We start from the raw sequence: 16874 nt of genomic DNA, 5'->3' as shown, positions 1-16874 counted from the left end.
CCTCATCAATTAAACTAAATACACTTAATAATTAAACTAAATACACTTAATAATTAAACTAAATACACTTAATAATTAAACTAAATACACTTAATAATTAAACTAAATACACTTAATAATTAAACTAAATACACTTAATAATTAAACTAAATACACTTAATAATTAAACTAAATACACTTAATAATTAAACTAAATACACTTAATAATTAAACTAAATACACTTAATAATTAAACTAAATACACTTAATAATTAAACTAAATACACTTAATAATTAAACTAAATACACTTAATAATTAAACTAAATACACTTAATAATTAAACTAAATACACTTAATAATTAAACTAAATACACTTAATAATTAAACTAAATACACTTAATAATTAAACTAAATACACTTAATAATTAAACTAAATACACTTAATAATTAAACTAAATACACTTAATAATTAAACTAAATACACTTAATAATTAAACTAAATACACTTAATAATTAAACTAAATACACTTAATAATTAAACTAAATACACTTAATAATTAAACTAAATACACTTAATAATTAAACTAAATACACTTAATAATTAAACTAAATACACTTAATAATTAAACTAAATACACTTAATAATTAAACTAAATACACTTAATAATTAAACTAAATACACTTAATAATTAAACTAAATACACTTAATAATTAAACTAAATACACTTAATAATTAAATTAAATACACTTAATAATTAAATTAAACACACCTAATAATCTAATCAAATGCACTTAATGATCATTATAAATTGGGGGAGTAATGGGAGTAATGGGAGTAATGGGAGTATAATTTTAGGCTTGAAAATTGGAGCCATTAATTTTTAGGGTTAGAACGTTTATTCGTTGCTTTTTATATTTTATATACCCAAGAATATAACTTATCTTAGAATTAATTATGTATACAAGGTGTCCCAAAAAAATGTTTACAAAACTTCTGTACGAATAGCTGTTCCGATAATCCGTCCAATCTTCGAACGTCGCGACCCGAAACAATGTCAGCATCGAGATAGCGATATCGCCCCAAAGGGTTTCATTCACTTGGTGAAAAAAGAGAGAACCAACCGCCGCAAAAATGTAAAAAATGATAAACATCAGCAAAGCAATGTAGCCCATTTTGGGGATGGCTTTGAGCAATGCATTAATCAAAAACCGTAGATCTGGAATAATCGACACCAGACGTAAAACACGGAATACCCGCAGCAAACGAGCTACAACAACCATCTCCGAATCAGAAATAGGCATTAAGCTACCAATCACAATGACGGTATCAAAGATATTCCAAGGATCTTTAAAGAAACCGCGCTTGTCATCACACGCAATAAAGCGCAGTGAAATTTCGGCTAGAAAGAAGACCGTTATAAAGTTATCTAAGAAGTTTATGGCTTTATCAATACCATAAGGTAACGAATAGGTTTTGGCGCCAACGGTTAATGCGGCAACCACAATAATGCCGATAATAAAACCCTGAAACAAAGCACTACGCTCAATGCGCTTTATCGTGGTAAACCAATTATCAGAACGACTCGTTTCCATTATTTTCTACACCCAATATGCAAAGATAAATACCTGAAACACAGACAGGCGTGGCCATATTAAGTTCATATCATGAAGAATAAAAGCAGAAGCGGGTTAAGTTCTAGTACTTGATGCTTAAGTTCGCTTTACTCGAACAACCTTCATGATTTCAACAGGGATTCCTGCGACGATTTCTTGGGTAGGATAGTAGGTTAAGTTCACACGAGCACCGCGTAAAGTGCGATATTTTCCTTGGCGTTTGAAACGAAAGGGCACGTCGTAACCTTCGATCATCAAGGTGTGCAAGACCCAATCTTCTTGGGGACGCTGGGCATGAGATTTGACTTTCAGCGCATCCGAATGGATAAGCGCATCATTGTTTTTTAACAAAGACTCAGGATCGGATTTCACAAGAGACTTCCTTTCTTAAAGATGAAAGCCTCTTAGTATGACACAAATATCCTAAATCTTAAAAAGCTGATTATTTTTTGTTCAAGTTTAGAAAGGTGTCTCTTGATTTTCGACTTTCAACTTCTCTAACAACTGACTCATTGCCTGTGCGGCTTCTCGACTCTCAAAGCGTATAACGGCTTTTTGTAAGATCAAACTATTTGGGTAAGTCACTATATCGCCTGACAATCGGTGGATAATAACGTGAAAGGTCGATATTTCCATAATTTGACCCAAAATTTCATCGTCCTTATCGACCACCTTGACCCAATCTCCCACTCGATAAGGAAAGCCAAAGAAGATAATCAAGCTGGCGGTGATGTTGCTTAAAATCGACCATTGAGCAAATAACGCCACACCCACAACGGCAAACACGGACGAGAAAAAGATCGCTAGCTGACCATAACCAATACCAAGAACCAAGCAAATCAATAAAACAAAAATTGCAGTAAAGCCAAGATTTAACATTTTCGAAACGTAGGTTATTCGCACTTCATTAGCAAATCTCTTTTGTCCTAACAAGGCGACGCTGGATTTCAAAATGCGAGAAACAATGACGTAAGCCACCACTAACAAAGCGATTAAGCCGATTTGCACCATCATGCTTTTTCTCCTACTACGGATTTATAGAACATAAAACAACACGCAGGGCACAATCCCCACACTCATCAAATTACTAATCAATACAATCGACGCCACTTTATGGGGCTCTTGCTGATACAACTCGGCCACCATGTAATTCAGCACGGCTGGCGGCAAACAAGCAAAGATCAATAAGTAGGCAAAATTTTCTGCCGACATGCCAACGGTATAATACCAAATAACAGCAATAACTAGACCGCTTAATGGACATAAAAAACCACTGATAACGCCAAGTTTCCACTCACTAAAGTCCACATTCGTCATGCGAACACCGAGCGCAAATAGCATCAGAGGAATCGCAATCTGCCCCATCATATCAACAGATACTTTTATTGCAGGGATGACCGTCCAGCCTTGTAAACTCCAAATTAAACCCAGTACCGTCGCAATGATCATCGGCATTTTCAGCACATTGAGAAGATTAGTTTTTGGATTGAGCAAATACATACCGACGGTAAAATGCAGTAAGTTTTCGGTAAGAAACAGTACAACAGCAATAGGCAAAGCGGATTCACCAAACGCAAGCACGATCAATGGGATACCTAAGTTACCACTGTTATTAAACATCATCGGCGGAACCAGCGTCTTCGGCGAGATTTTTAGCCATTTACAAAGCGGCCAAACCAACAGCCCAGAGCCTAATACAACGACCGTCGCAGCAATGATCAAATCGATATATTGAGCAATATGAAACTCTTTAGACGCCATAACCGAAAAAATCAGTGCAGGACAAAATACACTGATATTAAGACGATTCGCCACCGTCATGTCGGTAGGTCGAACACGGGCATATAAAAACGCCACCAGCACTATACTAGCCAGAGGAAAAACCGTATTGAAAATTTGTGAGAATAACGTCGATGTATCCATTAACAGCCTCTTTGAAGAAGGCCGATAGCTTAACGGTCTTGTAGTAAAAGACCAAGATAGGAATTAACGTTCGAGAACTTTTCTCGATGATGAAAGCAAAAAAGCTGTATTAGTTTTTCTCAATCAACATGGAAGGGATCAAAATAAAACGCTGTACAACCTCTTTGCCTTTTAATAAATCCATGCCAATTTCGATGGCTTTTTCGGCCATTGGAATAGGACGCTGAACAGCAGTAGCAATCCAAGGATTATCCTTTTGCTTAATAATCTCAGTCGCAAATGGAGCACCATCAATCGAAGCCAGCAAGAACTCGTTACGATCAGCTTGTTGCGCCGCTCGCAAGGCTCCAAAAGCCGTTGGATCATTAATAGTAAAGACTGCATCAATATGATCATACTCTTCCATCAGATACGTCATGGCTTCCATCCCGCCTTCTACACTACCAGTACCATTCATTCGATCGCTTAACAGCGTAATATTGGGGTATTTATTTAATGCCGATTTACAGCCAGCAACACGTTCTATAACGGACGACACTAAGACGCCATTAATAATGACAAAGTTACCTTGGTAACCGATTTTCTCTGCCAGTTTTTCACATGCTATCGCGCCAGCCTGTACATTGTCTGTGGTAATGGTTGCGTCTGCACCTTGGGCATTCACATCCACAGCAATCACTTTAATGCCTGCTCGCTGAGCCTTGGCGACGACGGCTGCCACTTTATATTCATCCGCTGCGGTTAATACGATTAAATCAACTTTTTGCTCGATGAATTCATTGATTTGCCCTATTTGCCGCTGCCAGTCATAAGCGTCTGAACGAATCAGCATTTTAACAGGCTCACCAGCCAACTCTTCCGCTTTTGATGAAACAGTATCCACTAGCTGAACAAAATAAGGGTTACCTAAATCAGCAACGCTAATACCAATAGATTTAAGTGGTTGAGGCTCTGAGGATTGAGAAGCCAAAGGAGAGAGTGAAACAGCGATAATCGAAACCGCCAATAGACTTGGCATTAGGCGATGAGCCTTCCAAAGCTGTCGAGCTTTATGAAAACGCGACATTGACTGTTTAATTAGGCTCATTTTGTTTCCCCTGATGAAAGGCCGCTATTTTGCCCTACCTGATGGCAGATAAAAATAGCGACTTGGCTTAGGCTGCTTCTTCCTCGGAACTACCAAGATCCATCGCGCCCGTCATAATAGCAACGGCATCAGACATGGTATGAGACTGAGGAGTAACAATCGCAGCTCGCTTACCCAAACGATGGATATGGATACGATCCGCAACTTCGAACACATGTGGCATATTATGACTGATCAATATAATAGGTAATCCACGATCACGAACCTCTTTGATTAAGTTCAACACACGACGCGATTCTTTAACACCAAGTGCGGCCGTTGGCTCATCCATAATTACTACTTTGCTACCAAACAAAGCCGAACGAGCAACTGCCACGCCTTGACGCTGACCACCCGAAAGAGACTCAACCGCTTGACTGATATTTTGAATCGTCATTAAGCCTAGCTCGGTCATTTTATCCTTCGCGCGGCGCTCCATCTCTTTCTTGTCCAACATACGAAAAACAGAACCTAAAATGCCAGGTTTCAATAACTCTCTACCTAAAAACAAGTTGTCCGCAATATTTAACGCTGGTGATACGGCCAAGTTCTGATAAACCGTTTCGATGCCTAGTGCACGCGCTTCCATTGGCGAAGAAAAATGCACTGGTTTGCCGTCTAACAAGATTTCACCTTCATCAGGAATAAGTGCGCCAGACAAAGCTTTGATCAAGGAGGATTTACCCGCGCCGTTATCACCAATCACCGCTAATATCTCACCAGGGTACAGTTCAAAGTCGGCATGATCAATCGCGGTCACACTGCCATAACGTTTTACCAAATTCTTTGTTTGTAACACGGGTGTTTTATCATATTGAGCTGCCATTATGCTGTCCCTCTTCGGATCCACTGATCTACACCAACGGCGACAATAATCAAAATACCGACGGTGAACTCTTGCCATAACACATCGACACCAGCGAGTGCTAAACCATTACGAAATACGCCTACAACCAAGGCGCCGATTAAGGTGCCGTAAATAGAACCTCGACCACCAAACAAACTACAACCACCAATTACAACAGCAGTAATACTATCCAAGTTTGTGGTGTAACCCGCTTGAGGGCTCACAGAACCGATACGACCAATCAATACCCACGCACCCAGCGCACATACCACACCAGCCAAAATATAAACGGAAAGCAAAATACGATCAGTACGGATACCCGCTAGCTTTGCCGCCGCTGGATCATCGCCAGTGGCATAAACGTGACGCCCCCACGGAGTCCAATTCAGCGCATACCAGATCACAAAGAAGATTCCCAACATCAACAAAGAACCATAAGTTAATCTGGCACCAAAGACGTTGATGGTTTCACCTAACCACTGCAACAAAGGTGCAGCAGCACTGATATCTTGAGAACGAATGGTTTCACTTTTTGAATACCACAAGTTAAGAGCAAAAAAGACGTTCCACGAACCTAATGTTGCGATGAAAGGCGGCAACTTCATACGTGTAATCAGCAAGCCATTAATAAAGCCAGCAATCGCGCCTACGCCGATACCAATCAACAAGGCAAGCCAAGCGTCGAAGCCATAATCCATTGCCATACGGCCCATTACTACGGACGCTAACACCATGATGGCACCCACGGATAAGTCTATACCCGCGGTTAAAATAATTAAGGTCTGAGCAACACCAATCACGCCGATAATGGTGACCTGCTGCAGGATTAAAGACAAGTTAAATGGGTGTAAAAAACGCCCACCAACAATCATACTAAATCCGATAATAGCCAAGATGAGTACGATACTTGGTGCTGCGATTGGATACTGATGAAGAAACTTTTGGAAGCGCTGCACAAAGGTTTCTTTACGCTCAAATTGCGCCACATAAGACTGAGCTTGATCTGCGACTTTATCGTGATCGAGAACCGCTGTGGACGGTTTTGTGTTGGTAGAACTCATAGACTACTCCAGATAAGACAGGAAACATTGCTCCGGACAGAAAAAGGGCCGCTAGCCAAAACTTGACTAACGGCAAATAAGGGCACCTTCACACCCATCTATCACAAGAGATTGATTAGCCCCAGCACATGCTCAAACCAGTTTTAGAGCTAACAGAGTTAACGCCTTTCACTGGTTCGTCAGTAATTAACTGAACGCCTGTATCGAAGAAATCTAGACCATTTGACGCGGAAGGACGTGAGCCTGATTTCGCAAACTCAACAATCGCAGTAACGCCTTCTGAGGCCATTTTAAGAGGGAATTGCATAGAAGTAGCGCCGATCACGCCATCTTTGATATTGCGCACACCTGGACAACCGCCATCAACGGAAACAATCAATACGTCTTTTTCAAGTCCGAAAGATTTTAATGCTTCATACGCACCAGCCGCAGCGGGTTCGTTAATGGTGTAGACCAAGTTAATTTCTGGGTCTTTTTGAAGTAGGTTTTCCATCGCACGACGACCACCTTCTTCAGAACCTTGAGTCACATCGTTACCAACAATACGTGGATCTGTCTCATCACCCATACGATTGGCATTTTTAAGATCGATACCAAAGCCTTTCAAGAAACCTTGGTCACGTGCGACATCTACTGTTACTTGGCTGGTACTTAAATCAAGTAAGGCAATTTTGGCATCTTTGGCTTTGTCGCCCATTTTCGCTTTTGCCCACATACCAATCATTTCGCCGGCTTTAAAGTTATCCGTCGCAAACGTCATATCGGCTGCACTAGCAGGGCTAAGGGCGGTATCTAACGCAATAACAAGCAAACCTGCATCACGTGCTTTTTGAATAGTTGGAACTATAGCTGCGGTATCGCTAGGTGTAATAAGAATACCTTTAGCACCAGCGGCAATTAGGTTTTCGATTGCTTGAACCTGAGTTTCGTTGTCGCCATCGTAGCGACCCGCAAAGGTACGCAATTCAACACCAAGCTCAGTAGCTTTTTGCTGCGCGCCTTCTTTCATTTTTACGAAAAATGGGTTGGTATTGGTCTTGGTGATAAGACCGATGATTGGGGTTTCCGCCATAGCCACGGTAGAAAGTGTGCCAGCAGCCACTAGGCAAGCTAATTTTTTGTACGGAATACGATGCATGAATTTCATTGTTTTTATAACTCCAATTTTTGTTTTTATTATTGGCAGCGATGCCATTCAAAAACAGATCCAGCCCCGACTCTGCTTTGATAAAACACTATGAAGATAAAAAACTAATGAATAATTTCATCATTTAATCTTTTTTTGTAATATTTGTAATATTTCAATATTCGACCTGAAATATTCCACTTAACTCCTTGATAGTAAAAGGTTTTGAAATGAATAAATCGTCATCTTTTAATTGATATTTTTGTTTCAATTCGTCTCTAGGCAAACCGGACATCAGCAATATTGGTCCGGTAAAGCCAAACGAATCGGAATTCAGGCTGTGCGCCAGCTCGACACCACTCATGGTTCCGGCTAGGTTTACGTCCGAGACAATGGCATCCGGGACAATCGCTTTGCACAAGGCATTCATTACTGATTCTGCACAATCAAAGGTTTGTACCATAAAACCCATTTTTTCCAATTGCTCGCGCATCACTCGACATACTTCTTCGTCGTCTTCCACCAGCCATACCAAGCTAAACTCGGGTAAAACAATAATGTCTTGTTGTGTTTCTTTCTCTTCAGATAACATCGTAATCGGGGCCATTTGTTGAGGTAAGAACAGACAAACACGTGTCCACTTGCCTTTTTCAGAGGTCACTTTGATTTCACCGCCGCTTTGCTTCACAAAGCCATAAATCATACTCAAGCCCAAACCGCTGCCCTTGCCAACTGGCTTAGTGGTAAAGAAAGGTTCAAAGATGCGACCAATAACCTCTTCCGCAATACCTTCGCCAGAGTCTTCTACGCGTATACGAATAGCTGGAACATCACTGTCTGGCAAAGTACACAGCTTGGTTGAAAAGGCCAAACGGCCACCGTCAGGCATAGCACTGGCGCTATTCAAGGATAAATTCAATAAGGCATTTTCTAGCTGGGACGGATCAATCAGACTCACCACATCAGGACATTGTAAATCACTCTCGACTACAATATGCGAGCCAACGCTGTATTCAACCAAATCCAGCATACCTTCGATCAAGTCATCTATTGCAATCGACACTGGGAAAAGCTGCTGACGACGACTAAAAGCCAATAAACGCTGCACTAGGTTGCTACTTTTTTCCGAAACAACAAGTGCTCGCTCTATGTAACGGGCTTGATCGGTAGTCTGTGGACGCGAGTCAGACAGCATTTGTAGATTCCCCATGATCGCTGCCAAGAGATTATTAAAGTCATGGGCAACGCCACCAGTCAGTTGCCCTAACATCTCCATTTTTTGCGCCTGACGTAACTGACTTTCAACACTCTTACGCTCAGTTAAATCCGTATATAAGGTAACAAAACCACCTTCAGGCATCGGCTTGGAACGAAACTCGATAATTTTTCCCGAATCAAAATGGCGCTCGAAACTTTGAAAACGTAAATGACGAGAAACGTTCACTTCTTCCATATGAACTTGCTGGTTTTCTAGGTTAAGGTTTTTATGCTGCCCTTGATTAATCAAGCTTTGCACTTCATCAATTGACATGCCGACACTCAAGTCATCGTCCGATAAATCAAACAATTTCTGATAACCCGAGTTCCAAGCAATCAAGGTACCTTTTGAGGAAAACACACTCAGACCATCATTCATATTATCGAAAATGGTTTCGAGCAAGCGTTTTTGTTCCGACAATTCGGCTGTGACTTCCAAACGCCTTAAGGCATCACGGCGAAATACCTCAAACGTGTCGGCCAACGTACCGATTTCATCCTTGCGACGTATTCCCGTGTGTTTTGAATCAACGCGACCTAAGGAAAGCTGTTCCATGTCGTTGGTGACTACGCCTAAATCTTTGGTCATGCGCTGGCTGTACCAATACAAGCGTGTCAAACCCAACAACAGAAACACAGAAATGCCAATAATCCAGTTTTGACCACGAGCAACAAAGGTCGACACTTCCTGACGCTGACGACTCACCTTCTTTTGCAATCCGCCCACAAAGTCGCTAACTTGTTTGCTCAATTGTTCTGATTTAGCGCGAATGGAAATCAGTAAATAGTTTTTACGCTCTTGGATTTGGTTCAAGCGCCGATGCGCCATCAGTAAGTCTTCCGCAATGCTCGCAACCTGCTCGTTTTGCTCTGATAACTTTAAGCTTTTCAACATGCTCTCAGGCACTAGGCTTGGCGATTCTAATAATTGCAGCAACCACACTAAACCCTGCTGGCTGTTTACGCTGGCAGCATCATCATTAAGAGGCAATTGACGAATACGAAATTGCTGAGCCAAGCTGTCTTCGCGTAAATACAGCTCTTCTCGCACCAAAGCGACAAGCTCTTCAAGCGTGGTTTGTAGATCGTCTAATCGCTCGTCGATATCACGTTGAAAAACAGAATCCGTCAAACTGTCTGCAACACCGCGAAGTTCAAGAATACGTCGATGAATACGTTCAGATTCGGTTTGTAATTGAAACGGACGCCCAGAGCCTGCTGTATAAGGCGCGATAGCGGCCAACTGAGCAACACCCTCGGCTAAAGTTAAAGAGGTGCTAATTTCGGGTAAGGTTTCCGATTCGAATTCGGATAAAGAGGCCTCACTAACGCGCATAGATTGCCAGCCGATTCCCACCACAAAAAAAGCCACCAAGCTAATCGCTAAGATAGACAAAGAGGCTTTTTGACGGATACTGGTAAAGCGCATCTAATTAATCCGCACAGGGCCTTGAAAAAAGTAACCAAGCCCGCGTTGAGTCTTGATGAACTCTGGCGTTTTGGGATTTGTCTCTATTTTTCGTCTTAGGCGAAGGATCAATACATCAACGGTTCGATCAAATACCTCGGTTTCTAAACCTCGACTTTGCTCTATTAGTTGTTCACGAGAAAAAATACGATCAGGATGACGGGCTAACACTTCCAACAGAGAAAACTCACCTAAGGTTAAGGTGACCAGCTTGCCACTTGGATCGTGTAAAAGTCGCGCGGTTAGATCCAAGGTCCAGCTGCCGAATTTTAAACAGTCATGATCTTGATTAATCGTATTTCCCGTTGTCGGTGGTATTTGATAAGAGCGGCGCAACAAAGCATGAATTCGCGCTGTGAGTTCACGCAAATTAAACGGTTTCATCATGTAATCATCGGCGGCTAACTCCAAGCCCAAAATACGATCTGTTTCATCACCTTTACCGGTTAGCATCATGATTGGCATCACAAAACGCTCACGAATATCACGAGCTAGATTCAAACCATCTTCTTCTCGAAGATATAAATCCATCAGCACCAAATCAACAGGTTCAGCGTCTAAGTGAAGCCACATCTGAGTACCATTTTCCGCTTCCAATACTTTGTAACCCTTTTGCGATAAGGCATCACAAAGCAACTGACGAATATCTTGATCGTCATCCACTACCAATAAGGTTTTTTTATGTTGTTCTGTCATTGTCTGGGTTGGAATCCATTATCGTTGTTATTAGAAGCTAGAGAAGCAGCTATTATTGGGCTATTAATATCATGTTAAAGTTAATAGACAATTAACAAAAGGAAAAGCTTCTCGTGCAGCAGAAACTAATACCTCTGAAGAAAAAGATCCATCTTGCTTTTTTAGATCCTGAGCAATCCATTCTAGTCGAGCAGGATGAAATCGTCCTGACCGCGTTAGTATCTGCAGGTATCCCGATTAAGCAAGCATGTACGAATGGAGTTTGCGGTGTTTGTCTGACACCCTTGCTATCCGGTGAAATTGATTACGCTAATCGACAACCTCACGGCTTAAACGAAAAAGAAAAGCAGAATGGCTACTTTCTACCTTGCATTGCCACATGCAAAAGCGATATCTCCATTGACAGGCCTAAAGTGAGACTGCGCTAACTGCCTAAAAACGTTATCATGAGCGCAGCGAATTAATGAGCCGTCTTATGTCCAGCGAACTGCCAATTTACCAACTGATTCCTCAGCTAAAGCACCAACTATTGCATCACCACGAAGCGATATTAGAAGCGGCTCCGGGTGCAGGTAAAACCACGGTAGTACCGATTGCCTTAATGGATGAAGTTTGGCTTAAAAGCCGCAAGATCATCATGTTAGAACCAAGACGCTTAGCAGCCAAAGCGGCGGCAAAGCGCCTTGCAGATACTTTGAAAGAACCGCTTGGACAACGCATTGGTTATCGCATTCGCCATGAAGGAAAAGAAAGCCCACAGACGAAAGTATTGGTTGTCACCGAGGGCGTGTTAACCCGCATGTTGCATGACGATCCAAGTTTAGATGACATTGCCTTGGTCATCTTTGATGAATTTCACGAGCGTAACCTGCATTCGGATTTAGCCTTTGCCTTGTGCCTACAAGCACGAGAACTGTATCGCGACGAAGACCCACTCAAACTCTTGGTCATGTCCGCGACACTAGATACTGAAGCACTCGAAACACGACTTGGCTGTCCGACGCTCACCAGTCAAGGTCGAAGCTTTCCTATCACTACGCATTACAGTAATAAATCACTCAAGGCATTTCAAATCACCGACGAAGTTGTGCGTCTCACTTGCCAAGCCTTTTACGAAGAGTCTGGCAGCCTATTAGTTTTCCTGCCAGGCCAAAAAGAAATTCGTCAGGCGGCAAGCCAGCTTCAACAACGCTTAGGTCATGAGCCTCATTTGAGCATTTTGCCTTTGTATGGCGAATTAAGCTTAAAAGAACAAGAAGCGGTGATTGAACCCACTATCGCACCCAATCGAAAAATTGTACTCGCCACCGCTATTGCGCAAACCAGCTTAACCATTGACGGTATTCGTGTAGTGATCGACAGTGGCTTAAGTCGCGAGGCACGCTTTGATGCCAGCACCGCGACGACACGATTACACACTCGTCGCGCGACACAAGCCGAGACGATTCAACGCATGGGGCGAGCTGGGCGTACAGAAGAAGGTATTTGTTATCGTTGGTGGAGTGAAGGTCAGCAACATCAGCTCGCGCCACAGGCTCAGCCCCAGATAGAAATCAGTGACCTCAGTAGTTTGGTGATGGATTTAGCAAAATGGGGCGTACAAGAACGCCTTGAATTAGATTGGATTACGCCGCCACCGAACAGCCACTGGCAACAATCGATCGACTTGCTAACCAACTTGCAAGCTCTTGAACAGAATCAAACGTCGCAACCTTCCTTAGTATTAAGCGCACTCGGTGAGCAAATGAGTAGCCTCGGTATTGAACCTAGACTTGCTCGATTATTATTGGATGGCAAACAAAACCACAACAGCGATTCAGCCAGCGCCATCTGCACTATTTTGTCGGAAGGCGATCCGTTTGCGAATTATCATAGCGATTTGTCTGATCGATTAAATTGGTTAGCAGGCCACAATCAGGCGCAGAGCAAACGCCCGAGACAGAACTATTTAAACGCTCAACAACAGTGGCACAGACGCAGTCAGCAGATTAGCATTCAGCAAACTTCAATAGATAATAAAAACGATATTGCCTTTTTACTGATTCGAGCTTTTGCGGATAGAATTGCTCAACGCGTTGGACAAGATCATGACAAAACGCGTTACAAACTAGCGAATGGGCGAATAGCAAGCCTGTCGTCTCTTGATCCTTGCGCACAAAGTGAGTGGCTTATTGCACTGGATATCGGCGGCCATCATGGTCAAGAAGAGGATCGTATTTTCCTCGCTTACCCAATTCAGCTCGCCATGCTAACGCAAGACTTTGCGGACTTACTTAGTATTAAGAATCATCTCGCGTGGTCAAAAAAAGACGCACGTTTATTAAGTGAATCACAACGCTGGATAGGCAAACTTTGTATTGATAAGCAAAAGCTCAGCAAACCTTCTGAAGCCGACATCTGCCAAGCGATTTGCCAATATATTCGCCAAGAAGGTCTTTCCGTTCTACCTTGGAACGAATCCAGTGATCAACTACGAGCGCGTATGCAATTCGCCTTTATACACGATAAGCAAAACCTCTGGCCAGATTGTTCTGACGACGCCTTATTAAATGAGCTAGAAGAATGGCTCGGACCTTATCTTGGCAAAGTGACCAATCAACAAGCCATGAGCAAGCTCGCACTAAACGATATATTGTTAAGTAGATTAGATTGGAACCTACAGCAATTTCTTAATCGAAAAGTGCCCGCTCGAATAACTGTGCCATCTGGGTCGAGTCATGCGATTGATTACTGTGAGCAACAGCCAACCCTAAGAGTGAAACTTCAAGAAATGTTTGGCTACACAAATAGCCCAACCGTGCTCAATCAAATCGTACGTATAGAACTGCTCTCACCGGGACAGCGACCGCTTGCGGTAACACAAGATTTGGCTTTCTTTTGGCGTGAAGCTTACCCAGAAGTACGTAAAGAAATGCGGGGGAGATATCCGAAACATCCTTGGCCAGAAGATCCTATAAGCGCACAAGCCACCGCGAAAACCAACCGAGCCCTAAGATCGTCTTAATTGAGTTAGTGCTTGTTCGGTAATTTTCTGGCTAAAAGGCGTATTCTTAGGATGAGTCGGCGACCAACCCATAATAAAGCGATGAAAATCTGCCCAAGCGATAGGGAACAAATATTGCCATTCTTCAACAACACCTTGAGCAAAAGCTTGCGATTCTCCTTGCGCCATTAACTCACGCCCTAATTCAGAGAAATAATGCTCCAGTAGATAATCTATATTTTCTGTCAATTCAGATTCAGACAATGCACTCCCCAAAAGATACGCCACATCCTGAACACCAACGCCACCACCGACATATTGAAAGTCCACAGCAGCCACCTGATTATTGAGAGGGGAAAAACAAAAATTCGCCACTTTAGCATCGCCATGGACAATGGTTTTAAAGCGCGCGTTATCCAAACATTTTGCCAATTCAGACGCTGCAGATTTTAACTCTCCCTCAGCCATAACAGACCACTCATCTTGTCGAGTATCAAGGTGCCAATAGGTCCCTTTAGTCCATAAGTCATGAGGCCAGTTCAAAGGAGGATTTTGATAAATAAAACCCGCATGAAACGCGGCTAGCCAATTAATACAAGAAATTAAATAATCGCTATTATTACCATTGTATCGATCTGAATAACCTGCAGCGTCTAAATCTTCTAATAAGGTTAACCGCTGCCCCGTGCGTTCATCATAAAAATTGCCATAACACAGTGCGATACGGGCAGATATGTGGCAACGTGGTGCCCAATTTAAATACCAGCTCTGTTCTATTTCATACGAACGAATTTTACGTTGATGGCCGTGATTAGAATGCCAACCTCTGGGATGGTTAACCTCTAACGGTAATGAACAGTGTTTAGCAATAACAAGAGATAAGGATTCGTTCCCTGTTAATGAATAACGAGCTACTTCTCCATAACCGCTCCATAAAGATTGAATCACTTCTTCACGATTAACGGTACGAGCTTTGCATTGTCGTTTTATAAAAATATCAGGCGTCATAATTTTTTGTTCACAGTGATTATTTACATAAATTAACAAAAGTTAAATGCATTTCAAATCCAGTCACAGTTTTTGTCATGTATATATAACGCTCTCATGATTTAATTTCTAAAAATCATCCTATTATAGAGGAAGTCATTTCTAACCATGGAATCAAACAATAAACTCTCGAATCACAAGCTATTTAATATCGGCGTTAGGCTGGTAAAATTTGCTTGGGTTGTAGAAATACTCGCTGTCAGTATTGGCTTTCTTATTTCGATCATCGTCTCGTTTTCTGTCTATGCAGAACTCGACAAAATGGATCGTACACTTAACTTTGGTGACTACAGTAGCATCTTGGTTGCGGCGTTACCCTTCGTTCTCGTTGCAGTTGTTGAAGCCTCTAAAATCCCTGTCGCCACCGCAATGATGTATGCAAAACATACTTCTTGGCGCATTCTATTTTTTATCGGTTTGTTTTTACTTGCTTCTATTACCTTTGAAACCATGCTAAATGGCTTTGAGCGTAACTTCTCTGGTTTAAACATTGCTATCGATGATAAAAAGAATGCTTCCTTGCTATTACAAGGAAAAATCGATGATTTTGATCGTCGTAAAAAAGACATTGATATTATTGATCCCCAAGTAGTCGATAACAATTACCAAAATGCTATCCAAAACGCGAACGCAGCATACTATCAAACTTTAGAAAAAGAGCGGGAGTACATCAATCGTCAAATAACCAAGCTCAGCTCAGATAACGAAGCAATCCAAGGTTATCAAGCAGAAATTACCGAACTTAATCAAAAAGAACGCGAAATTTATGACGCTTGGGATATAGAAAGAAGTGCTTTACAGAAACGTTTACGCGGCCTATTAAACAGCTATGTAACAGGCTCAGAAAACGATAAAGAAAAACTACAAAGAGAGTTGGATCAACTTAAAGCAGAAATGCAGCAAGAAATGGATGACGCTAATTTCTTTACTCGGCCAACCGTTGAGAAAAAATATCGACAGTTGATCACTGAAAAAGAAAACCGTCTATACACAGTCGCAGATCGCACAATTGGTGATGATGCCCTTGCTAAACAAACCCAAAGTGAACAGCAGCTTCAGGACCAACTACAAGTACTAGGTCAAGATTATCAAAAACGCATCGATTTAGGGCGTCAGCGTATGGCTTATCTAGAAGATCAAATTTTATCTCAAACAAAGGGCCTTGAAGAAAAGCGCAATAGCTATAGAGCAAATTATGATAAAGTTGCCCAGCAAGCCGCTCAAAATAGAAATGGGACAGTTTCACGATCAGCCAACGAAAAAGACTCTCTGCTAGCACAATATGACGAAATTCAAGTAGAAGTGAAAGCTATTGATAATCAAATCTATGGTCTTCAGCAAGAACAAACCTTACTTAAAAATGATATTAACCGCTTGGTTAATTCAAACCAAATTTATCGTCTTGCCGCTTACGTCAGTAATAAAGAGCAAGCAATTGATGTTCCTAAATCAACCGTAGGATTAGTTGCTTTAGTATGGTTTGCTTCGCTAGCCTTTATTAGTGCGGTAACAGGAGTCTTCCTTGCGATTGCAGGCATCTATATGCAACGCATTTATGCAAAAGATGATGAGTAAAATCAAATGCCGGAAAGAAGTGCCTAAAAGAACTTACTAAAGACTAGAAGCCCGCTATTTACGCATAACTTCTATACACAAGGCCTAGCTTCGAGCTGGGCTTTTTTGTGCATAAAACCCAAGCTTATCCCCAAGATTATTTAACACATTTTGTCACCTGCCATTAACAAT

14 protein-coding genes are annotated in these 16874 nt (G+C 41.8%); 3 read left to right on the top strand and 11 right to left on the bottom strand.

What is annotated here, in order from left to right:
* Positions 1–832: 832 nt before the first annotated feature.
* The 10 genes from KPL72_RS19190 to KPL72_RS19145 all read right to left on the bottom strand — a co-directional run bounded on the left by KPL72_RS19190 (position 833) and on the right by KPL72_RS19145 (position 11098).
* Positions 833–1573, bottom strand: a complete 741-nt coding sequence (locus tag KPL72_RS19190; protein WP_249422355.1) for an ion transporter — start codon at positions 1571–1573, stop codon at positions 833–835.
* Positions 1574–1690: 117 nt separating this feature from the next.
* Positions 1691–1966 (bottom strand): hypothetical protein, encoded by a 276-nt coding sequence (locus KPL72_RS19185; protein ID WP_212916870.1) that lies wholly within the window; start codon positions 1964–1966, stop codon positions 1691–1693.
* A gap of 87 nt (positions 1967–2053) precedes the next feature.
* On the bottom strand, positions 2054–2608 hold the full coding sequence (locus KPL72_RS19180) for a mechanosensitive ion channel domain-containing protein (protein ID WP_212916871.1): 555 nt from the start codon (positions 2606–2608) through the stop codon (positions 2054–2056).
* Between the two features lie 21 nt (positions 2609–2629).
* Positions 2630–3517 (bottom strand): AEC family transporter, encoded by an 888-nt coding sequence (locus KPL72_RS19175; RefSeq protein WP_212916872.1) that lies wholly within the window; start codon positions 3515–3517, stop codon positions 2630–2632.
* A gap of 109 nt (positions 3518–3626) precedes the next feature.
* Positions 3627–4604 carry a substrate-binding domain-containing protein gene (locus KPL72_RS19170; protein ID WP_212916873.1) on the bottom strand — a complete coding sequence of 326 codons (978 nt, stop codon included), beginning with the start codon at positions 4602–4604 and terminating at the stop codon, positions 3627–3629.
* Positions 4605–4671: 67 nt separating this feature from the next.
* Positions 4672–5469 (bottom strand): ATP-binding cassette domain-containing protein, encoded by a 798-nt coding sequence (locus KPL72_RS19165; protein WP_212916874.1) that lies wholly within the window; start codon positions 5467–5469, stop codon positions 4672–4674.
* Positions 5469–6551, bottom strand: a complete 1083-nt coding sequence (locus KPL72_RS19160) for an ABC transporter permease (protein ID WP_212916875.1) — start codon at positions 6549–6551, stop codon at positions 5469–5471. Before KPL72_RS19160 ends, KPL72_RS19165 begins: the two co-directional genes overlap by 1 nt.
* A 115-nt stretch (positions 6552–6666) precedes the next feature.
* Complete coding sequence (locus KPL72_RS19155; protein WP_212916876.1) at positions 6667–7698, bottom strand: sugar ABC transporter substrate-binding protein; 1032 nt, start codon at positions 7696–7698, stop codon at positions 6667–6669.
* Positions 7699–7852: 154 nt separating this feature from the next.
* Positions 7853–10363, bottom strand: coding sequence for a PAS-domain containing protein (locus KPL72_RS19150; protein ID WP_219704082.1), 2511 nt, complete (start codon positions 10361–10363; stop codon positions 7853–7855).
* Positions 10364–11098, bottom strand: a complete 735-nt coding sequence (locus KPL72_RS19145; protein WP_212916878.1) for a response regulator — start codon at positions 11096–11098, stop codon at positions 10364–10366.
* 113 nt (positions 11099–11211) lie between these two features.
* Between KPL72_RS19145 and KPL72_RS19140 the strand changes: the two genes are divergently transcribed.
* Together KPL72_RS19140 and hrpB are read left to right on the top strand one after the other, a co-directional pair.
* On the top strand, positions 11212–11526 hold the full coding sequence (locus tag KPL72_RS19140; RefSeq protein ID WP_346729534.1) for a 2Fe-2S iron-sulfur cluster-binding protein: 315 nt from the start codon (positions 11212–11214) through the stop codon (positions 11524–11526).
* A gap of 47 nt (positions 11527–11573) precedes the next feature.
* The gene (hrpB, locus tag KPL72_RS19135; RefSeq protein WP_219704081.1) at positions 11574–14102 is read left to right on the top strand and encodes an ATP-dependent helicase HrpB; all 2529 of its coding nucleotides are present in this window, start codon (positions 11574–11576) and stop codon (positions 14100–14102) included.
* On the opposite strand, the gene KPL72_RS19130 is transcribed toward hrpB, so the two are convergent.
* Positions 14088–15089 carry a phosphotransferase gene (locus tag KPL72_RS19130; RefSeq protein ID WP_219704080.1) on the bottom strand — a complete coding sequence of 334 codons (1002 nt, stop codon included), beginning with the start codon at positions 15087–15089 and terminating at the stop codon, positions 14088–14090. The genes hrpB and KPL72_RS19130 overlap by 15 nt on opposite strands.
* A gap of 147 nt (positions 15090–15236) precedes the next feature.
* On the opposite strand from KPL72_RS19130, the gene KPL72_RS19125 reads away from it, so the two are divergent.
* Positions 15237–16703: an AAA family ATPase gene (locus KPL72_RS19125; RefSeq protein ID WP_219704079.1), complete on the top strand. Its 1467-nt coding sequence runs from the start codon at positions 15237–15239 to the stop codon at positions 16701–16703.
* The last annotated feature ends 171 nt before the right edge of the window (positions 16704–16874 follow it).

Source organism: Marinomonas lutimaris (genome assembly GCF_019426345.1).
Classification (GTDB): domain Bacteria; phylum Pseudomonadota; class Gammaproteobacteria; order Pseudomonadales; family Marinomonadaceae; genus Marinomonas; species Marinomonas lutimaris.
Note: the sequence above shows the minus strand (reverse complement) of the source record. Positions and strands in the feature narration are given on the sequence as shown.